This is a genomic window from Rhizobium sp. ARZ01 (assembly GCF_014851675.1).
Taxonomy (GTDB): domain Bacteria; phylum Pseudomonadota; class Alphaproteobacteria; order Rhizobiales; family Rhizobiaceae; genus Mycoplana.
The window spans coordinates 847,332-865,635 of the sequence record NZ_JACVAE010000001.1; the positions used below are offsets into that span (position 1 = coordinate 847,332).

An 18,304-nucleotide genomic window follows, 5' to 3' on the forward strand; every position below is an offset into this window, starting at 1 on the left:
CGAGGTCGTGCCCGGAGCATCAACTCCAAGGTGGCCCAGGGTCATTCTGTGCACGAACACCTTTTCACAAAGTTCGCCAACAAGGTCGCCGATTGGTCAGGCCATCCGGCCACGTTTGCCGGAGCAGTCTGCTTGGTCTCAGTCTGGGGCATTACGGGTCCCTTCTTCGGGTTTTCCGAGACCTGGCAGCTCATCATCAATACCGGAACCACGATCATCACATTTCTGATGGTGTTTATCCTTCAAAACTCCCAGATACGCGACAATCGAGCGATTCAAGCCAAATTGGACGAGCTCATCTTGTCGTCGCACGCACAGAACAATTTTGTCGGTATTGAAAACCTGGAAGAGGAAGAGCTCCGGGAGCTAAGTCAAAAGCTGGCGGAGCAGGCCAAGCGCCTGGCTGGTGCTGCGGACGGTTCAAGTTGATACGCGTTCGGTGCTGCGGCAACTCTGGTTGAGTGATCACCGCCATCCGACCGTTTGCACTCTGCCACTACGGCGAAGGTGATTACACAGAATGCCCAGTCCCGATGTGCCGTTGGTGTCGATCGCGATAGGACCAAGTCGCGAGTCCGATGGAGTTAAGCGGCCGCAATTTTTAAGCCTGCGATGTGAGCCGACAATACCGGTATTTTCCTAGACTCGACTGCAGCCGGGCGCAGTGGAGCATAACGGCCGTTGGACGCTGCGCGATGGAAGCTCATGATAACAGACTTTGGTGTGCCCAGCGCTGATCATGCCGATCTGAGAGGCCGCCGCCTTAGAGAGGTCAAGCACCCGGCCTTTTACGAACGGACCGCGATCGTTGATCCGCACAACGACGCTCCGGCCGTTGCTGGTGTTGGTGACCTTTAGTTTCGTGCCGAAGCGAAGGGACTTGTGGGCGGCGGTCAATTTGGCTGGGTTCATGCGTTCGCCGGAGGCCGTTCGCGAATAGAGCGCATACCAGGAGGCGCGGCCGCAACCGGTCGCCTTTGCAACGTTGGGCCTGATGACAATTGACGCACCGCCAGGGCCAGACTTGTAAGTCGGACCGCGGTTTATAGATGCGGTCTTCTTGCGTGTTGTCTCCGACGGCACATGATCTGTTAACGGCTCGGACTGGCGCACTGCGGGTTGCGTTGTCGAATCCGAACCATCCACCCTTCTGTTCCAATATTCTGATACATCCCAAGCTATCGGTACCAACAATACGCTGCTAGCCAATAAGACGAGAAAAGTTCGCCCAAACTGCTCCATCGACCTGGAGGTCTTCTCCGCGCCGCTATACAGAGCGGCCACGGTCGTCTCCTCTGTGGATGCGACATCTTCGGCATCGCTGTACTTCATGACAGCCTCCCGCGAGGGATCAAACTCGCTGCTTTAGTAAGCGGGCATGCAGGTGATTTGTTCCCTTATCACCAACTAGGCGACGAAGGATGCCGACCCCTTGGGCCAGGCCTGTTTATCAGCGCGACCATGTCGCTCAGACGACCGGATCCGCGATAACTGTCTTCGCCATGATCTGGCACTGGCTCCATCTTCTTCTGGAACCGGGCATTGGTTGCTGTTGCGACGGGAAGGGAGGTTTCGGGTAGGCGGTCATGACGGTCACTCCAGTGTTCACCGATTTCGAATTCCCGCGCCAGGTAGAAGTGCAGGCCCGAAAACTTCGGCGGGGCAGCGGATGCGGGACTTACCGCCCCTCTCTTCTGATCTTCGAAGCAATCAAGGGCACTGCGGCCGCGCCGGCCGACCCCAGGCGAAAATAGCGAACGGCCGCGCTGAGAACGAACGTTGCGGCCACCGTCGCCGTAAGACGAAGCCAAAATCGGTCATCTCGAACCTTCTTCGAACTCGCTGGATACCGGTTTCGGGTTTCGACTACTAGCCGCCGCAGTTGGCGTACTTCTGTTCGAAGTTTGGAAATCTGACCTTGCAGATCAGCGTTTCGACGATCCGCGTCTTCATTACGATCATCCTCAAGTTCGGCCAGGTGTTCTCGAAGTTGCGCAGGACTGTCGAAGCCACTCGAGCGAATATTCGTCACGTTCACCTCCCACGACTTCTGTTCGCCATGACGCGATAAATTTCTAGGGGATCGTAAAGTTCCAAGGACTGGGAACCACAAAGTTTGAAAACCGTTCTGAGGGAAGAGCGGGCCACCACGTTTGACACGCAAACGCGGCACATTCGGAATTCGCGCTGATAGTAGTCGGTTCGAAAATGCAAGGAGCCAGTCATGGCGAAAAAAGCTCGGATACCGAAAAAGGTCGCAGGGTTGAAGGTACCCAAGGGCATCCGGAAGTCGCCGGTGCTGACCGGCCTGATGCGAAGCAAGATTGGGCGCGAACTGCTCGCGAAGGCCCTGACGGCGGGAGCAGCGGCTGCCGCAGCAGTTCTTATCGAGGAGCGGAAGCCGCTGGCTAGCGCTGCCAAGAAGGGTGTTTCCAGAGGCGGCAAGGCGGTTCAGCTTGCCGGGCACGCATTGGAGAGCGGGGCAAGTGCTGCAGTCGAGGTTCTTCGGGATGCGGCGAGTTCAGCGCTTCCCAAGCGGATTCGAAAGGCAGCGAAAAAGGACCCTCGGCGGCGCGGCGCGAGGCACGGAGCGTTGGAGAAAAGTCGTTGGCCAAACGCTACGGTCACTCGCTTGTCGCCCGCGCTGGGCTTGAAGGGATGACACAAGCATTGCGTAAACTCGTTCGAGACCATCGCCAAGGGGCGACGATGCTAAATTATTTGATGGCCAGCTCGATTGCCATGTACGGTACGGACGCGGATGGTCGAATTACATTCTACAACAACGCCGCGGCGGAGTTGTGGGGAAGGCAGCCTGAACTCGGTACCGATCTGTGGTGCGGCTCGTGGCGGCTTTTCCATGCAGACGGCCAACCAATGAAACGCGACGAATGTCCTTTGGCACGAATGCTGAGGGGAGGGTCACCGCCGACAGGCGAGCGTCTTGTCGCGCAACGTCCGAATGGCACGAAAGTCAACTTCGAGTCCCTTCCAGATATGGTGAGGGATGACGCCGGCAAGGTTGTAGGAGCGATCAATGTTCTGATCGACGTTGCCGATCGCATCGCGATAGAAGGGGCCGACGCTAGACTTGCAGCTATTGTCGCTTCTTCCGATGACGCGATCATCAGCAAGATGTTGGACGGAACGGTTACTTCCTGGAACAGCGCCGCAACCCGAATTCTGGGCTACGAGGCTGAGGAGATGATCGGGCAATCCATCCGGAAGATCATACCGACCGACCTTCAGGGGGAGGAGGACGAGATACTGCGTCGCCTCAAGCAGGGGGAGCATATTCGGCATTTCGAGACGGTCCGTGTGGCAAAGAGCGGCAAGCACGTCGATCTGTCGATCACTGTTTCGCCGATCCGCGACAAGGTGGGACGATTGGTCGGTGCATCAAAAGTCGCCCGAGATATCACGGAGCGAAAACAAGCGGACCTGAATGCTGCACGCTTGGCGGCGATCGTCGAGACTTCGGATGACGCGGTCATCAGCAAGGGCCTGGACGGTATTGTCGAATCCTGGAACGCCAGTGCGACTCGGATTTTCGGCTACCAGGCGGAGGAGATGATCGGCCAGTCGATAACGAAACTAATTCCACCAGAGCTGCAGGACGAAGAAACCGAAATTCTGGCGAAACTCGGCCGGGGCGAACGCATCGATCACTACGACACGGTTCGCGTCGCTAAGGACGGAACGCGCCTCGCCGTCTCGCTCACGATCTCGCCGATTCATGACGCAAAAGGTCGGGTGGTTGGCGCATCGAAGATTGCTCGGGATGTCAGCGAACGGAAGCAGCATGAGAATCTGCAACGGATGCTCTTCGACGAACTCAACCACCGTGTGAAGAATACGCTGGCAACAATTCAATCTCTTGCAAGACAGCCGCTTCGGACGGCCGCCAGCCCAAGTCAATTTGTCGACAGCTTCATCGGTAGGATCCAGGCGCTTGCACGAGCCCATGATATTCTTGTCGAACAAAAATTGTCCGGAAACGAGCGTCGCGGAACTCGTCAGAAACCAAGTCGCACTTGGCGACAAGGGGACGCAAATCACTTTTCAGGGGCCCAACGTGATCGTGGAGGCCCATTCTGCGGTGCAGCTTGGGCTTGTGCTGCATGAGTTGGCGACGAACGCGAGAAAATATGGTGCCCTCTCGGTGGGCTCTGGAAAACTTGATATCAGCTGGGAAGCCAGTGCAGGTCCGGGAAGTGAACTCCGAATCCACTGGCACGAGACGGGTGCGCCAGTGGCGGCCGAACCCACGATGGTCGGTTTGGGCACGACGATCATCGAACGCAGTCTTCTGCCATATGGAGGCAGCGCGGAGACTTGTTATTCTGCCTTTGGTCTAACCTGCGAGATCCGCCTGCCGCTACCGGATGACGATCCCAATTTGAACGTTGTGTCAGATACTCCAGAGGATCTGGCGGTCAAACCGAAGATACTCGTCGTCGAGGACGAGCCGCTGCTCGCAATGGAAATCGAAGCAGACCTCCAGGAGAACGATTTCCTCGTGGTCGGCCCAGCATACGATTTGGAAACTGCGCGGCAGGCAATTGCGGACCATCGATGCGACGCTGTCCTTCTCGATGCAAACCTTCACGGGAAGCGCGCGGACGAATTTGCCGACATCCTGGTGGAAAGAAAGATTCCATTCGTTTTCGTCAGCGGCTATGGGCGCGAGGCTTTGCCTCCGAAGTTCAAGAACGTCCCGCTTGTATCAAAGCCGTTTGATCCAAAACACCTAGTCTCCGTGTTGACCGACGTGCTTCGTCAGCATCTGGCTGGAACCCAGGGCTAGCGGGACGGTCAACCCGATCCCTCGGTCTTTCCGGAGGGAACGACCAGAGCTGCTGCAGCCGACACGTGTCTGCGCTCCCGTGAACGCGCCTGCTTCCTTGCGTCTCGCAACTCGTCCAGTGTCGGAAGCCACCAACCTTTTCTGTGATCAATCTCCGCACGCGCGGGCCAGGCAGATACAAGCTCGGAGAGCGTCGGCACACGCCAGGATGCCCAGACAAACTCCATCCGGCTGTTGCCCATATGTGGGTACAGGCCGGAAAAGCCGGAGGGCACGGTCTCGGTCGAAACCCCGTTGCATATAACGACCCCGTATGTGGCGGTGGCCACCGGACGGTTCAACATGGGCGGAAAAGTGCGTGGAACCGGGTACCGCCTTCGGCGGCGCTCGCTTACCCTTGCCCGTGCTTCTTGTTCCTTTGCGGAGCCCTGCAGGGCGCGCCGACGCATCTTGCGTTCTTCAGGTTCGTTGCGTTGAGCCTCCGTCTCGATCGTTGGCCACCGTTTTCTTAGCTCCTGAAGCGATCGATATGGAATTCGCCAAAGCCTCAGCGCGTCGTCCCAGCGCGCCCAAGGCACCTGTCTCAATTCCCGAACGATAGCCCTCGAGTATGGGGTCCGCAGTTGGAGGTCTTCCGCGCCTGCGAGATATGGACTGACGATCGGGTCGAACGCGAAATCGTCCATTCCTTTCTCATCGGCAAATGGATCGCTGCTTGCCATGAGATTATCCATCCAGCGGAAAAACCTTTTCTCGGCGGTTTTCCCTGGAACGAACCAGCGCGCCTCTTCGTCGTTCCAACGCGCTCTCGGGAAGGACTGCCGAAACTGGTCGACCGCCGCACGGTCGTAGGGGAAGGATACGAAAGCTCCCGCAGGATTTGCTGGAGCGTTCACGGACTTTGGCTCATTTTCGTTCACGAGACATCTCCCGTTTTCCGAAAAGGATTAATCTTCTACGGCGCGAGGATGTTTGCATCTCGGCATGCTCCCATGAACGTGTATCGAGCTTCCTCAACGGTCTGGGGTCTGGAGAGCGCAGCAATGCACGCTCGCTTCGCTTGTCTGAAGTGTTCATCGTCCGCTGGCGGCCACATTCGTGGGAGGACGGCAAGAGCATCTTTCGGACCCCGTATGACCTCCACCGTGCCTTCCGGGGTAGTGATGCGGACTGGCGATTTCCAGCGAAGTCGATCGTCGTCCATGACGCAGATCCTTACACGAAAAACAAAGCCCCAAAGTTCCGACTGCGAAAGACCTCGGAAGCCTGCCTGCTACGCGAGATGCGGTCGACTGCATCGGGTGGGATGGCATGCCCATGTTCGGTGCGCTCACCAAGCGCTTTCCTCTGCCGGAGGGTGCTTGGATGAGCTGCCTTCTCGCGACGCGGTATCGGAAATTCAAGGATTGACGCGGATTTGACAGATGACGCGCTGGACCTCGTCAAAGCTCGCAGCGATGTCGGTCACTTCTCGCCGTTCTTCCTCGGTCGACACGGTGCCCGTGAGGACGATCGTATGGCCGACAAGGGTCACTTGAACATCGCTGGCGTCTACGTTTCCGGCGTCCGCAAGCGCATTCGCAACTCGTTCTTCAAGGCCCGCTTGGTTTTTCGGGTTTTCCGGGTCGTATTCTTCTCCGTTGAAGGTCGGGGGTTTGAAGACCATAGATACACCTCCCTGTCCTTCTTCAACGCGCGGGCGGTCTTTTCGTTCAAGCTCATCGAGGGGAGGGTCGTAGAGGATTGACACGCGCGTCCACAGCATCTCCGAGGAGCATGGCCTGACCCGTGATACGCTCGCATGCGCGAGGGCGCGCGCTGTCGTGACGCTTGACCGGGATCCCTCGGCAAGTGACACGCGGCCGGCATTTGCACCGACGGCCACCCAACTAAGCGCGTCGCTTGAACGATGGCAGGAGTATCGCTTTGATGAAGATCGGATCGTGTTGCCCCTGAGAGTAGAGGCGAATGATAGCGCTTCCCAACGCTTCAGCGGCCTGGCTATCGATGGAAAAAGCACATTCGCCAAGGCAGTCGTCGAATAGGCTTTGAAGGGCGTTCAGGTGATCCGGACTGAACACCGCTCTGCCGTGGCTGCCGCTGGGAAAGGCCGGATAACGGCGGCATCGTAGTAGAAGGATTTGGACACAAGACTCTCTCCCTCTGTTGGGGCGAGAGCTGCCATCTCCCTGTCGTTCCTGCCGTGCATATGGAAACGATGCGAAACAGTGCGCCTCCTGTGCAGCGAAGTCTATTAAATTTGACGTAGCCGGAAATTGGTCGAGCTTTTTGACGTGTCGGGCACCCGGGAGTACGCTAACTCTGCCTGCCGGGGCGGAGCACGCTGGTCATGCCGTGCTACTGGGAGGTGATCGCGCTTTGCCTCGACAGGCACACGAACGGACGCTCAGGACTTGAGTGGCAGGCCCTGAATCGCATAGCGAGGCATACGTGTTGGCGTGCCAACGGTGTTGCGGTTGAAGATAGCCGTAAGTTCTCTGGCGTCGAGTTCCGAAAGGTTGGTAGCGCGATAAAAGCCGAGTTCCGCAGCGCGGCCGGAATGTGTGTCGAACACCGTCCACGTATCGTTCGTTTCCAGGCGGCATCCATACGGCAATAGTTCCGCAGGCCCGATCACTTGGCTGGTTCCTGCATCGTCCCGGTCATGAAGCGCCGTAGCACAGACTGTGAGGGATGATTGAGAGGGCCGGCCAAGGGCTTCAGCTTCGCAGTGACGTAATTGGCCTGCTTCAGCATTTTTCTAAGAATGCGGATGTCGCGTGTTCGGAAGTCGATACGCGCGATGTTGGAGGACATGTATCCTCCTTTCGCATTGGGGCTAGGGCGTGGCGACCCTTGAGCAGCAGCGCCCTGACAAGTGACTGCTGAAGATGCGACAGTGAACGCAACCCGCCCCATTTACAAGCAACCCACCAAACTGGCGTGCAAACTTGTTTTGACCACAATGCCGACCTATATGGCCTACATCGGCATCGCTGATGAGCGCTGGAAAGCATCTGTCGCTCGCGATTGCCACAGCCGCTTTCGGCCTTTGACCACGGATGTACTGGCACTGGATGAACTGCGGCAATAAGGAAGGTCGGTGCGGTTTCGCCCCGGCCTTTTTTGTTGCCGACATCATTCGCTGGTTTCTGTTTCGAGGGGCCAGTTAGCGCTCCCAGCGACCTTCGTACTTGAATTCTGGAGCCTTCTGCAGCTCTTCTTTAGTTGCGTTCATCACGGCCGTCCACTTCTTGTCATTCTCAAGATAGGTGACTTTTACGGCGGACGGGCCGACCATAACGTAGTGATCGCCCATTCCTAGAAACCCGCCAACCGAGACGATGTACCCGCTAAGTCTGCCCTCGGCGATGACCAGATCCTTGATTTCACCGATCGTCTCGGCGGCATCGTTGGTGACGTTGAGACCGATGAGATTGTAACTCAACACATCTGTTGGCTGGACCGTGACGAAAGTCTCGGTTGTCGTGGTTTGCGCCGTCTGAGCGTAAGCCGCACCGCCAATCATTGTCGTGGCGGCAAGTGCAATCAGAAAATGTCGCATTGTCGACCCTCCCGCGAGTGTCTGGACCAGACCTCAGAACGTCGTGAAGTGGTCAAAGGTTCCAAGCCCGCACTTTACGCGGCGGGTGTCTTTGTGTTGAAACACGATGGGCAGGAATGCAACATCATGAACGGCGGCCGCCTATTACGGCCCACTGAACAAGCGCCCACTGTTCCAATCAACTGCGCCTGTCAGGTGCGTCCGCCAGTCTTCGCGCTGACGGCAGGGAGGCTTCTTCCGCCCCGAGTGGAGGACGTGCTGTGGGCTCAGATTCTCCGAAGAACAAAACTGTCCAACAGGGTGATGGCGTCGGCATTGAGCGATTTGCCGCGGTGCGCAACAACACCGGCTGTATCAGTCCAGAGGACTTGACGATGCTACAGACGATCTTTGACGAGGCCTGCCACACCTCGGTGGAGGTCGATCGATGAGCGTGCCACAGACAAACCTCACCGACGACATGAATTACGCATTGGAGCGAGCGCGCAAGGACCTTGGCCCCCAGGTCGCGACCTCCAGCGCGGCAGCAGTCGGCCGACCTATTTCGCAGTGGAACGAATAGCCACGCTACGCATTGATCCCGCGCTACGCATTCATCGTCGAACACGCGGAAAATGACTGCGCCATATGGATAAACTAACTGCGCTGATCTTGGAGCCGAAGGAGCATACTTGGTGGACCGTCCATCGGGGGGCCTCACCGATAGTCGGAACGGCCATCCATGACGGGCACAACGTGCGAGCCGACGCCCTTCAGGAAATCCGCATTACGGATGAGGAGCGGCAGCGCGAGGAAGACCCGTTCACGGGTGCAATGATCCGTGATCTCTCCAATCAAATCATCGTCCATCGGTCCCGCTTCGAAATAGACCTCAACAGGCCAAGAGACGCGGCGGTATATATCCGCCCGGAGCAGGCATGGAAAATGGACCTCTGGCGTGAACCGCCGTCAGACGTCTCGATCGCAAACAGCCTTGCAGTCCACGATTCCTACTACGCAATGCTGAAGGGCTATTTGCGCGACCTTGAAGCACAGTACGGCTCTTTCGTCGTGCTGGATGTGCATAGTTACAACCATCGTCGGGATGGACCGACAGCGGAGGCTGCCGACCCCGAGCACGCGCCAGAGATCAACATAGGCACCTTCTCCATGGATCGTGGTCGCTGGGCACCGATTGTCGAGGCATTCACAAGAACCGCACGAAGCTTCGACTTCCTTGGCCGCCGTCTGGATGTTCGTGAAAACATAGCATTTCAGGGGCGTGGAGAGCAGACGCGTTTCATCCATGAACACTTTCCCAAAACGGGTTGCGCATTGGCCATCGAGTTCAAGAAGTTCTTTATGGACGAATGGACAGGAGTGCCTGACCTGAAGGCCATTGCCGCGCTTCGCGCTCTGATCACTGGTACGGTGCCCGTGCTTGAAAAGGCCCTGAAGGAGGTTTCATGAGCGCTGATGCTGCTGTGCTCAAGCCGCCGACAGACGTCGTTCTCGACGCGCTCGCAACGGGAAAGCCCATCCGCCAGGAATTCGACGGCGGGCGGCTGCACATCGACCGACCCCTGCCGTTTTTGTGTTTACATATCGGAGATGCAGACGAACACCCGGTTGCCCGCGAGCTTGCCGCGTCGCATGCGTCGTATCTTCTTGCCAGAAACGTCGAGGATGCGGTTCGACTGATCAAGCCGATTGCTGCTGCGATGAAAAGGCAATTCGGCACATTTGGAGTGCTCGACGTCGATGAACTACAACGCGACCGTTTACTTTCGCAAGATGCTCCCTTCCTCCAGCCGTTCGAGATCACGCTGTCTGCAACAGGCGAACTTTCTTGCAAAAGAGGGGCGAGAGCCTTTGTTGCATCCGTGGAGGCATTCAAGTCTCGCTTTCGTACACCACATGCACGGCGGCTTCTGTCGAGATCACACGGGAAATCTTGGACATAGCAGAAATGGTGCGGCCGAAGCTGATTGAGGACGGAATGTTCCTCGTTGGCCTGGATATTGTCGGCAACAGAATCCTGGAGATCAACGTCTTCACGCCAGGTGGTCTCAACATCATGCATGAGCTCTATCAGGTCGACTTTGCGGAGTGCGTTATCGATGCCCTCGAAAAGAAGGTCGCCCAACGAAACGCATATGATGGCGAGATCGCCAACAAAGTACTTGCAACTCTGTAGCTCGATTTGACAGATGCGCGGAGGGTTCCAGTGGAGGCAATAACGCGAAAGCGCACGCTTCGATCCTTTAAACCTTTGTGGGCGAATACCCGCGGGGCCCAATTCACCGCCATGAACTCAATCCCCGCCAAGAATGTCGACGTGCTGATCATCGGGGCAGGGATTGGCGGCGCGTTGATGGCAGTTTCACTTCTGGGGCGAGGCTTGAAAATTCTTGTCGTTGATCGACGTGAACCGCTGCGCGGCAGTTGCCTGGCAAGCACTGCCATGATTCTGCACGAAATTGACGTGCCGTTGCACAGGCTCGCATCCAGGATTGGCAAAGAGCAGGCGCGGCGTGTCTGGCAACGTTCAGCAAGAGCGGTGGAAAGTCTGGCAACGCTTGTCGATCTGCTGGGCGTGAAGTGCCAGCTACAACGCAAGAAAGCGCTCTATCTCGCCGGCGACGCCTACGGATCAAGGGCACTCAAGTCTGAAGCCGCGGCGCGAGAGCAGGCAGGTGTTACGGCACAATTCCTAACTGCAGCCCAACTGCGCGATCGGTTCGCGATAGAACGTATGGCTGCTATTGAATCCAATGTATCCGCCTCCGCGAATCCCGCTCAGTTGACGGCTGGGCTGTGGCGCAAGGCGCAGACGGACGGAGTTTTCATCGTTCGGGGCACCGAGATCACTGACATCCGCAGTGTTGGTGGTTCAACTCTTGCCGCGACCTCCAAAGGTGAAATTCTTGAAGCAAGAAGTGTCGTCTTCTGCACCGGGTTGAGTTTCTCGATGCGGTTGCCAATCAAGGGCATAGCATCGTCTCAACCTGGGCACTTGCAACGAGGCCACATCATCCGCGGCCGCGTTGGCTGAAGGATTATCTGCTGTGGGAGGGATCAGATCCCTATCTCTATTTCAGCTCGACACCTGACGGGCGCATCATTGTTGGTGGAGAGGACGAAGAAAGCGCAACTGCGTTCCAAGACCCCGGCAAACTCAAAGGGAAATCCCAGACCTTGCGAAAGAAACTGGCGGACCTTTTGAAGATCCAGATCGAGGAGCCTGAGTATCAGTGGTCTGCCGCGTTTGGCGTGACTGCAGATGGCCTCCCCATGATTGGACCGGTTCCAGGGCTGGACAATGTCTATGCTGCTATGGGGTATGGCGGAAACGGTATCACATTCAGTCAGATCGCTGCCGAGATCGTGTCTGCCACGATTCTGGGCCACGATGATCCAGACAGTCAGTTGTTCGCGTTTCGATAAGCGGGGCTAAACAGCCGCTCAGCCCATAAAGCAACCGCGTGACCAAGTCGGCCACAGTGGTGATGAACCGATTGACGCCAGTAGTGGCTTCTCCGTTGTCAACGATCCTGTGGTGGGGAAGCGTTTTTGAGCTGGAACCTTTCGTGCTCGGCGACCCTTGCGCCTGGTTCAGAAGCGACATCAACTCAGGTTCATTCGCGAGCTTCGCGCCATGACCCGTCTCCTGCTCTCGTGGTACGGACTAATCTCCAGCAGGTCAGGAAGTTCCCTGGGACTACCAAATACGGCCACCAGTCAACGCCGAACCATCGAGAAACCGAGAGTTTCGGCCTTTGGGCTCAACGTTGGCGGCTTACCCGCCAGATGATATTGCCGACATCGTCGGCGACCGGCAGAGTCGGGTTGGGGCCGTAGCCAACATTATTGCTTGTTGCGGCGAACTGCGTTGTCGCGCTGGCGCAGCCTGTTGCGAGACCTCCCGTCAAAGCGATGACCATCGAAATTTGCGAAAAGGCCATGCTCCATCCTCCGGAGTCGATTTGACAATACGTTAGACCCGAAATCCCTTTGGGTTATTCCCGACGCGCACCGCTTGCTGGCGTCCTGTGATACTAAGCGCCGCTTTCATCCCCGTATCGCCTCCGCCTCGAGCGCCCGAGTGTGTGAGTTCAAACGCGCTACAATGACAGCGTGAACTGATCGTCATCTCGGTCGGCGGATCCTAAGGCGGAAAGGGTCACCCCAAGCAGCCGAATGGCCTCGGGAAATGGATAAATTGATGCCAGCAGTGCGCTCGCCGCGCCTAGTATTTCGGACTCGTTCGAAATCGATCGCGCAATTGGACTTGCCACAGTCAATGCAATCGGTTCGAAGCAGGCGCTGCCCGACTTCCAATGCATCACTTCTCTTTCTCGATGTCATCGCAAAGCGCCGCGCGCTACGAAAAGCTCGAAATCCCGGTTATTCTCCCAAAAACAGAGAACGGCCCCGAAGGGCCGATCATCTAACGCTTGTATTTCTTGGGGAATTTTTGGTCGGAGCGGCGGGATTCGAACCCACGACCCCTTGACCCCCAGTCAAGTGCGCTACCGGGCTGCGCTACGCTCCGAACCGACGCAACCCCTAGCGTCTCGATGTCCGGGATGCAAGGGGCATTTTCACTGGCATGAACAAAATGCGGGGATGGCCGAGGGGGCATCCGCGGCGACGCGCAGTTGTCTGAAGCAAAAATACCGCTCGCGTCGTATTCGAGCCTGGTCATCCGTGGCTCGGAACCAGCGGGAACCGTGCCTGTCGAGCGACTTTATCTGACGAGGCTGCGGTAGATCGCTTCCGTTTCCGAAATCATGCGGGGGAGGTCATAGTCACTCCGGCGCAGTTTCGCGCTCACGGTGTAACGTTGCAGCCGGGCAGGATCGGCGAGGCGGATCATGGCGTTTGCGAGCTGGCGCGGATCGTCGTCATTGGCAACCAGGATGCCGTTGCGACCGTCCTCGAGCACGGTCGACGCGCCGCCGACCTCGGTGAGGATCATGGGTTTGGCCGCGGCAGCCGCCTCCAGCATCACGTAGGACATCGCCTCGTAGCGGCTTGGCATCACGAGCGCGTCGATCGCATCCATTGCCTGGGGGCCAGTGTATCGGTTTGTAAGGTGGATCCGGTGTCTGGCCGGGCTGGCGTCGATCCGCTGGCGCATCGCTTCTTCGAGTTCGCCTGCGCCAATCATCAGGAGGTGCGCGTTCGCCAGTTTCTTCGCCGCGATTGTGAAAGCGTCGATCAGGCGCTCTGGCGCCTTTTGCGGCGACAGTCGGCCGATGAAGCCGAGCACAAGTGAACCGGCGGGGATGCAGAGGTCCGCGCGGATCACATGTCCCCAACCAGTTGGCGGCGTCTCCACGCCGTTGACGACGATCGACAGCTTCTTGCGCGGCATGCCGAGCGACCGGGCATGTGCATATTCATCGGCGGAAACGCAGATCAGGCGGTCGGTGAGGAAATGCGCGAGGCACTTCTCGATCGAGCCATAGAGCATATGTCCGACCCGGCCGAGCCCGGGATCCATCGTCCGGAACGCATGGGGAGTATAAACCCGTGGCGCATTGGGGCCGGGCAAGCGGATACGGGATAGGGCACCCGCCTTCGAGCTGTGGCCGTGGATGGCATCAAAAGGACCAAGCTGGCGCATCAGGCGGCGCAGCTTTGCAAAGGAACCGAAGTCGGACAGTCCCGGCGAACGCGCCATGTCGACTGGATGGACGCCATCTAGACCAAGCGCGACCAGTTCGCCGACGAACCGCTCTTCGGCACGCCGCGGCGAATAGACGGCGTGTATCCTGTGGCCGCGCTGCTGGAGCCCCCGGCAGAGATCGATGAAATGGCGACCGGAGCCGCCGCCGCTTGGCTCGAGTACCTGCAGCAGACGCAACGGCCGCGTGGCCTTGTCAGTGTTCCGGTCCGTCATTGTTCGCTAGTTCGGCGCTTGCGGTGGCGATGTTCGAGGGCGAAGCAGCCCCAGAGGATGCCGACGATGAGATAGAAATGGCGCCAGTGATCCGTGTCGATGACGAAGCCGATCGCCGTGTGTCCGACAAAGGCGATGTAGGCGACCATCAGGTAGGGCTGCCAGGGCCGGTTGAGCAGCAGGTTGCGGAAGCCGGCCCAGAGGGTCCAGATCACCAGTGTCAGGTAGCAGAGAAAGCCGAGCCAGCCGTAGCTGGTCAGTGACTTCAGCCAGATATTGTGCTCGTCTTCGGGGAAGATCGTGCTGAAGACCATGGGGCCAATTCCGAGCGGATTCTCCATCGACATCAGAAAACCGAGGCGGTGGCGGGCAAAGCGGCCGAGATGGCCGCCATCGTAGTCCTGCACGAGTTGGGTACGGCTGGAAAACAGATCGGCGACCTGCGGGACCTGCAGCGCGATCGCAAGGCCGATCATCATGAGCCCGACAGCCGCGATGCTGAGCGCGAGGATCTTCAGACGGAAGGCGCCGGTCCGCTCCTTGAGCAGCATGACCAGGACCAGCGCCACCGCCGAAAACAGGAACAGCGCCCAAGCCGCGCGTGAGAAGGAGAGAAAGAGCCCGAGAGCGATGACGAGGAGACCGGCGATGTTTGCCGGCGCTTGTGCCAGTCTGTTCGCGAGCAGGCCGTACATCAGGTAGAGGGCGGGGGCGACCAGAAAGGGGCCGAAGACGTTCGGATCCTGGAAGGCGCCTTTGGCGCGATCGTAGAGCGTGAACGCTTCGCTGCCGGGAAAAGCGTTGAAATATCCAAGAATGCCTAGTGCGGAGGTGATCAGCGCGCTTGCCACCCAGGCGCGGAAGATCAGTTGCAGCCGCTGTTGCTTTGCCTCGATGATCGCAGCGAAGAAGACGGACGACAGCGCCAGGAACAGCGAAACGGCGACATACATCGGCCCGTCGGCCATGTCGGTCATAACGGTCAAGGACAGCATGCCGCCTATGTTGAAAGTGAGGTACAGCGCAAGCAGCGGCGCGACGCTACGCGATATCCGAAGGCCGAGGATCGCCCAGATGCCGATCAGCCCCACCATAAAGAGCTCGTAGGGCGCGGGCTCGGAGATGACGAAACCGGAAAGGAAGACGCCAAGGGTCACGAGCACCGAGGCGATCAAGCCGATGGACGCCAGCTGTGGCCGCAAAGGCGGGGATAATGGGAGAGCAGCGGCGCTCAATAGGCGTTTTCCGTGTTGAGCAGCCGGAACGGCGTGAGGAACAGGATCTTCAGGTCGAGCATCAGCGACCAGTTCTCGATGTAGTAGAGGTCGAATTCGGTGCGGAAGCGGATCTTGTCGTCATGGTCGATCTCGCCGCGCCACCCATTGATCTGCGCCCAGCCGGTAACGCCCGGCTTGACCCGATGACGCGCAAAATACCCCTCGACGACATCCACGTATTTGCGGTCGTGCGACTGGGCCTGGATGGCGTGAGGACGCGGGCCGACAAGCGACAGCTCGCCTTTGAGCACATTGAAAATCTGCGGCAGTTCATCGATCGAGGACTTGCGCAGGAAGCGCCCGACCGGCGTGACGCGTGGGTCGCCCTTGGTGACGGCGGCCTTTGCGGTCGGATCGGACATGTTGGTGTACATCGAGCGGAATTTGTAGACTTCGATGATCTCATTGTTGAAGCCGTGCCGCTTCTGCTTGAAAATGATCGGCCCCGGCGACGTGAACTTGACGGCGAGTGCCGCGCCGATGAAGACCGGCCACAGCAGCAGGAGCGCCACCAGGCTGAAGCCGATATCGAAGATACGCTTGGCGACTGAATCCCAGTCCGCGATCGGCTTGTCGAAGATGTCGAGAAGGGGGACGTTGCCAACCTGCGAATAGCTGCGCGGGCGGAATCGAAGGCCGTTGGCGTGTGCCGCAAGGCGGATGTCGACCGGCAGCACCCAGAGCTTGCGCAGCAGCGACAGGATGCGTGTCTCGGCCGACAGCGGCAGCGCGATGATGAGCATGTCGATACGGGCCATCCGGGCAAACTCGACAAGCTCGGCGATCGTGCCGAGCTTCGGATATCCGGCGACGATCGATGGCGAGCGGCGCTCGTCGCGGTCGTCGAAGATGCCACAAATGCGGATATCGTTGTCGGGCTGACGTTCCAGTGCGCGGATCAGTTCCTTGGCCGTCTCGCCGCCGCCGGCGATCACCGCGCGCCGCTCCATCGTTCCGTTCCGTGCCCAGCGGCGGATGGAATAGGCGATCAGTTGGCGCTCGGAGACGAGGTAGATGGCGCCGCATACGAACCAGAGGACGAACCAGACCCGGGAGGTATCGTCGGCCGCCTTGAAGAAGAAGAGGGCGAGCGCCATCGTCCCGAACGCGATTGCCCAGGCGCCCAGCAGCCGGGGGATCATGCGCCAGGCCGCTCGAAGGGAGGGGATCTGGTATGTGTCGGCGAGGTGCAGCAACAGGATACCAAGCGCCGAGCCGGCTGCGACCACGCCGATATAGAACAGCATCATATCGAGCGAGGGAACGACGTAGAACGCGGTGATGCCGTAGCCGATCGCAAAAAGCGACGTGAACTCCAGCAGCCGCAGGAGTCCGGTAATCATGGCCGGTGAGTAGCTTTCCGCGCGAAATTGCAGCGCGATCTGCTGCGCAAGCGGATTGAGTTCGACCGTCTTGCCGCCATCCTGCTCGTCGATCGGGGCGCCGAGCTCTATGGTGCGCACTTCTGAAACCTTGCGCCGGATCAGGTCCGGGTCGAAGGTCTCGGGCTTGTCGATGTGGTTCATGGCATGCATCCGGCTCGGTTATCTCCGACCGGATAGCAGAAAGCCCCTAAGAAACCGCTTACGCGAGGCGGGCCGAAACGGTACAACCTGCCTTGTGACCTCGGCGTGGCAGAAGTTCGCGATACAGCTTCATCATCGATGCGGCCATGACGGAAGCTGAAAACGTCCCCTTGAAGCGGTCCGGATCCGGCATCACCTGCATGCGCCACTTCGGGTCGGTGACCGAACGCGCCATCGCCGCCGCGAGGGCGTCGGCATCGGCGGGCTCGGCAAGTGCGATGTTGTCATTGCCGAGCACTTCGGGAATGCCGCCCACGCGGCTTGCGATCACGGGCACCTTGGCGGCCAGTGCCTCAAGCACGATGTAAGGCATGGATTCCGCCCGCGAGGGCACGACGACCGCGCGTGTCATTGCGAACGCTTCGCGTGCCTTCATCGCCGGCATCATCGCAATTCGCCGGCCGAGGCCGAGACGTAGCATCGTGTGCTCGTATTTAGCCTCGTCCGGTCCATCACCGATCATCAAGGCCGAGAGCGGCCGGCCGACCCGACGTTCGGTCTTCGCGAAGGCCTCGATGAAGACGTCCGGACCCTTCAGGTCGCGAAGCATGCCGATATAGAGGAAATCGGCGGCGTCTTCGCGCGGGTAGACCGTATCGAAATCTCGATCACTGATGCCGTTGTAGATGCGCTCGCTTCTGCAGCGGGGCTTTCCGACCTTGGCGACATAGGTGTCGTGCTCGAAATCACAGACGAACACGAGCGCGTCGGTGAAGGACTCCAGCAGGTGCTCGATGCGCAGAATGGCATTTCCCGCAAATGTGTCGCGGGAGTAGTGAAGACTGCCGCCATGCGGTGAATAAAGGCGGGCTACGCGATACCTGTTCACCCGCAGCACTGAGCCGATGACTCGGGCAATGGCGCCGCCCTTGGCGCCGTGCCCGTGGAGCACATCCGGCTGCAAACTTCTTATTTCACGATAGCTGCCCCACAGCGCCCGCAAGTCGCTAGGACTGACCGAGCGGCGAATCGGCAGGCGGAACATTCCGAGCGACAGGAACGGACGTATTTCATCGAACAATGCGTCCTCATAGGCGCCTCCGGTGCTGCTGTCGCAGACAATGCCGACATCGTGGCCTTGCCTGGCGTGGTATTCCGCAAGGTCGCGAACATGCCGGAAGATTCCGCCGATCGGCGACCTGAAGCAGTGGATGATGCGTAGCGGACGCTCGTTCACCATGG

General features: G+C 58.7%; 22 protein-coding genes, 1 tRNA gene and 2 pseudogenes. 10 read left to right on the forward strand and 15 right to left on the reverse strand.

What is annotated here, in order from left to right; genetic code table 11:
- The first annotated feature begins 48 nt into the window (after positions 1-48).
- The gene (locus IB238_RS03985) at positions 49-429 is read left to right on the forward strand and encodes a low affinity iron permease family protein (protein ID WP_348648240.1); all 381 of its coding nucleotides are present in this window, start codon (positions 49-51) and stop codon (positions 427-429) included.
- A gap of 210 nt (positions 430-639) precedes the next feature.
- Here the strand turns inward: IB238_RS03985 and IB238_RS24455 are convergent.
- The 3 genes and pseudogenes from IB238_RS24455 to IB238_RS03995 form a co-directional block, all read right to left on the reverse strand.
- Positions 640-975 (reverse strand): annotated as a pseudogene (locus tag IB238_RS24455) (septal ring lytic transglycosylase RlpA family protein); the annotation flags it as partial.
- A 494-nt stretch (positions 976-1,469) separates the two neighbouring features.
- Positions 1,470-1,588: pseudogene (locus tag IB238_RS24460) on the reverse strand (NAD(P)-dependent oxidoreductase); the annotation flags it as partial.
- 281 nt (positions 1,589-1,869) lie between these two features.
- Positions 1,870-2,013, reverse strand: a complete 144-nt coding sequence (locus tag IB238_RS03995; protein ID WP_192243776.1) for a hypothetical protein — start codon at positions 2,011-2,013, stop codon at positions 1,870-1,872.
- A gap of 211 nt (positions 2,014-2,224) precedes the next feature.
- Between IB238_RS03995 and IB238_RS04000 the strand changes: the two genes are divergently transcribed.
- The 3 genes from IB238_RS04000 to IB238_RS24890 are packed head-to-tail and all read left to right on the forward strand — an operon-like array spanning position 2,225 to position 4,807.
- The gene (locus tag IB238_RS04000) at positions 2,225-2,662 is read left to right on the forward strand and encodes a hypothetical protein (RefSeq protein WP_192243778.1); all 438 of its coding nucleotides are present in this window, start codon (positions 2,225-2,227) and stop codon (positions 2,660-2,662) included.
- Complete coding sequence (locus tag IB238_RS04005; RefSeq protein ID WP_192243780.1) at positions 2,608-4,125, forward strand: PAS domain S-box protein; 1,518 nt, start codon at positions 2,608-2,610, stop codon at positions 4,123-4,125. Before IB238_RS04000 ends, IB238_RS04005 begins: the two co-directional genes overlap by 55 nt.
- Positions 4,076-4,807, forward strand: coding sequence for a response regulator (locus tag IB238_RS24890; protein ID WP_192243782.1), 732 nt, complete (start codon positions 4,076-4,078; stop codon positions 4,805-4,807). The genes IB238_RS04005 and IB238_RS24890 overlap by 50 nt, the downstream gene beginning before the upstream one ends.
- Before the next feature lie 8 nt (positions 4,808-4,815).
- Here the strand turns inward: IB238_RS24890 and IB238_RS04015 are convergent, their stop codons facing one another.
- The 4 genes from IB238_RS04015 to IB238_RS04035 all read right to left on the reverse strand — a co-directional run bounded on the left by IB238_RS04015 (position 4,816) and on the right by IB238_RS04035 (position 7,624).
- A complete protein-coding gene (locus IB238_RS04015; RefSeq protein ID WP_210333456.1) occupies positions 4,816-5,727 on the reverse strand; it encodes a hypothetical protein in 912 nt (303 codons plus the stop codon).
- Positions 5,728-6,206: 479 nt separating this feature from the next.
- Positions 6,207-6,557 carry a BON domain-containing protein gene (locus tag IB238_RS04025; protein WP_348648194.1) on the reverse strand — a complete coding sequence of 117 codons (351 nt, stop codon included), beginning with the start codon at positions 6,555-6,557 and terminating at the stop codon, positions 6,207-6,209.
- Positions 6,558-7,214: 657 nt separating this feature from the next.
- Positions 7,215-7,445, reverse strand: coding sequence for a hypothetical protein (locus IB238_RS04030; RefSeq protein WP_192243785.1), 231 nt, complete (start codon positions 7,443-7,445; stop codon positions 7,215-7,217).
- Positions 7,442-7,624 (reverse strand): hypothetical protein, encoded by a 183-nt coding sequence (locus IB238_RS04035; protein ID WP_192243787.1) that lies wholly within the window; start codon positions 7,622-7,624, stop codon positions 7,442-7,444. Before IB238_RS04035 ends, IB238_RS04030 begins: the two co-directional genes overlap by 4 nt.
- 82 nt (positions 7,625-7,706) lie before the next feature.
- Between IB238_RS04035 and IB238_RS04040 the strand changes: the two genes are divergently transcribed.
- Positions 7,707-7,901 (forward strand): hypothetical protein, encoded by a 195-nt coding sequence (locus IB238_RS04040; RefSeq protein ID WP_192243789.1) that lies wholly within the window; start codon positions 7,707-7,709, stop codon positions 7,899-7,901.
- Positions 7,902-7,976: 75 nt separating this feature from the next.
- Here IB238_RS04040 and IB238_RS04045 read toward each other — a convergent pair whose 3' ends face one another.
- Positions 7,977-8,372 carry a PRC-barrel domain-containing protein gene (locus IB238_RS04045; protein ID WP_192243791.1) on the reverse strand — a complete coding sequence of 132 codons (396 nt, stop codon included), beginning with the start codon at positions 8,370-8,372 and terminating at the stop codon, positions 7,977-7,979.
- Positions 8,373-8,999: 627 nt separating this feature from the next.
- Between IB238_RS04045 and IB238_RS04050 the strand changes: the two genes are divergently transcribed.
- From IB238_RS04050 to IB238_RS25025, 5 genes are all read left to right on the forward strand, one after another.
- The gene (locus IB238_RS04050; protein ID WP_192243793.1) at positions 9,000-9,821 is read left to right on the forward strand and encodes an N-formylglutamate amidohydrolase; all 822 of its coding nucleotides are present in this window, start codon (positions 9,000-9,002) and stop codon (positions 9,819-9,821) included.
- Complete coding sequence (locus tag IB238_RS04055; protein WP_192247842.1) at positions 9,818-10,315, forward strand: hypothetical protein; 498 nt, start codon at positions 9,818-9,820, stop codon at positions 10,313-10,315. The genes IB238_RS04050 and IB238_RS04055 overlap by 4 nt, the downstream gene beginning before the upstream one ends.
- Positions 10,316-10,320: 5 nt before the next feature.
- Positions 10,321-10,548, forward strand: coding sequence for a hypothetical protein (locus IB238_RS04060; RefSeq protein ID WP_246723471.1), 228 nt, complete (start codon positions 10,321-10,323; stop codon positions 10,546-10,548).
- Between the two features lie 111 nt (positions 10,549-10,659).
- Positions 10,660-11,406 carry an FAD-dependent oxidoreductase gene (locus IB238_RS25020; RefSeq protein ID WP_348648195.1) on the forward strand — a complete coding sequence of 249 codons (747 nt, stop codon included), beginning with the start codon at positions 10,660-10,662 and terminating at the stop codon, positions 11,404-11,406.
- Between the two features lie 11 nt (positions 11,407-11,417).
- Positions 11,418-11,798 (forward strand): FAD-binding oxidoreductase, encoded by a 381-nt coding sequence (locus IB238_RS25025; protein ID WP_348648241.1) that lies wholly within the window; start codon positions 11,418-11,420, stop codon positions 11,796-11,798.
- 338 nt (positions 11,799-12,136) lie between these two features.
- Here IB238_RS25025 and IB238_RS04070 read toward each other — a convergent pair whose 3' ends face one another.
- From IB238_RS04070 to IB238_RS04100, 7 genes are all read right to left on the reverse strand, one after another.
- Positions 12,137-12,316, reverse strand: a complete 180-nt coding sequence (locus tag IB238_RS04070; protein ID WP_192243796.1) for a hypothetical protein — start codon at positions 12,314-12,316, stop codon at positions 12,137-12,139.
- Positions 12,317-12,475: 159 nt separating this feature from the next.
- Positions 12,476-12,697 (reverse strand): hypothetical protein, encoded by a 222-nt coding sequence (locus IB238_RS04075; RefSeq protein ID WP_192243798.1) that lies wholly within the window; start codon positions 12,695-12,697, stop codon positions 12,476-12,478.
- A gap of 132 nt (positions 12,698-12,829) precedes the next feature.
- A tRNA-Pro gene (locus tag IB238_RS04080) sits at positions 12,830-12,906 on the reverse strand.
- A 195-nt stretch (positions 12,907-13,101) separates the two neighbouring features.
- On the reverse strand, positions 13,102-14,259 hold the full coding sequence (locus IB238_RS04085) for a glycosyltransferase (protein ID WP_192243800.1): 1,158 nt from the start codon (positions 14,257-14,259) through the stop codon (positions 13,102-13,104).
- Complete coding sequence (locus IB238_RS04090; RefSeq protein ID WP_192243802.1) at positions 14,256-15,494, reverse strand: O-antigen ligase family protein; 1,239 nt, start codon at positions 15,492-15,494, stop codon at positions 14,256-14,258. The genes IB238_RS04085 and IB238_RS04090 overlap by 4 nt, the downstream gene beginning before the upstream one ends.
- A complete protein-coding gene (locus IB238_RS04095; protein ID WP_192243804.1) occupies positions 15,491-17,062 on the reverse strand; it encodes an undecaprenyl-phosphate glucose phosphotransferase in 1,572 nt (523 codons plus the stop codon). Before IB238_RS04095 ends, IB238_RS04090 begins: the two co-directional genes overlap by 4 nt.
- A gap of 58 nt (positions 17,063-17,120) precedes the next feature.
- Positions 17,121-18,302, reverse strand: coding sequence for a glycosyltransferase family 4 protein (locus IB238_RS04100; RefSeq protein ID WP_192243806.1), 1,182 nt, complete (start codon positions 18,300-18,302; stop codon positions 17,121-17,123).
- Positions 18,303-18,304: the final 2 nt, after the last annotated feature.

What these genes read in the sequence shown, in the direction of transcription:
- IB238_RS04055 (WP_192247842.1), top strand. Translation starts at nt 9,818, where the DNA reads ATGAGCGCTGATGCTGCTGTGCTCAAGCCGCCGACAGACGTCGTTCTC.
- IB238_RS04045 (WP_192243791.1), bottom strand. Translation starts at nt 8,372, where the DNA reads ATGCGACATTTTCTGATTGCACTTGCCGCCACGACAATGATTGGCGGT.
- IB238_RS04050 (WP_192243793.1), top strand. Translation starts at nt 9,000, where the DNA reads ATGGATAAACTAACTGCGCTGATCTTGGAGCCGAAGGAGCATACTTGG.
- IB238_RS04095 (WP_192243804.1), bottom strand. Translation starts at nt 17,062, where the DNA reads ATGAACCACATCGACAAGCCCGAGACCTTCGACCCGGACCTGATCCGG.
- IB238_RS04070 (WP_192243796.1), bottom strand. Translation starts at nt 12,316, where the DNA reads ATGGCCTTTTCGCAAATTTCGATGGTCATCGCTTTGACGGGAGGTCTC.
- IB238_RS04060 (WP_246723471.1), top strand. Translation starts at nt 10,321, where the DNA reads ATGGTGCGGCCGAAGCTGATTGAGGACGGAATGTTCCTCGTTGGCCTG.
- IB238_RS04075 (WP_192243798.1), bottom strand. Translation starts at nt 12,697, where the DNA reads ATGCATTGGAAGTCGGGCAGCGCCTGCTTCGAACCGATTGCATTGACT.
- IB238_RS04085 (WP_192243800.1), bottom strand. Translation starts at nt 14,259, where the DNA reads ATGACGGACCGGAACACTGACAAGGCCACGCGGCCGTTGCGTCTGCTG.
- IB238_RS04100 (WP_192243806.1), bottom strand. Translation starts at nt 18,302, where the DNA reads ATGGTGAACGAGCGTCCGCTACGCATCATCCACTGCTTCAGGTCGCCG.
- IB238_RS04035 (WP_192243787.1), bottom strand. Translation starts at nt 7,624, where the DNA reads ATGTCCTCCAACATCGCGCGTATCGACTTCCGAACACGCGACATCCGC.
- IB238_RS25020 (WP_348648195.1), top strand. Translation starts at nt 10,660, where the DNA reads ATGAACTCAATCCCCGCCAAGAATGTCGACGTGCTGATCATCGGGGCA.
- IB238_RS04000 (WP_192243778.1), top strand. Translation starts at nt 2,225, where the DNA reads ATGGCGAAAAAAGCTCGGATACCGAAAAAGGTCGCAGGGTTGAAGGTA.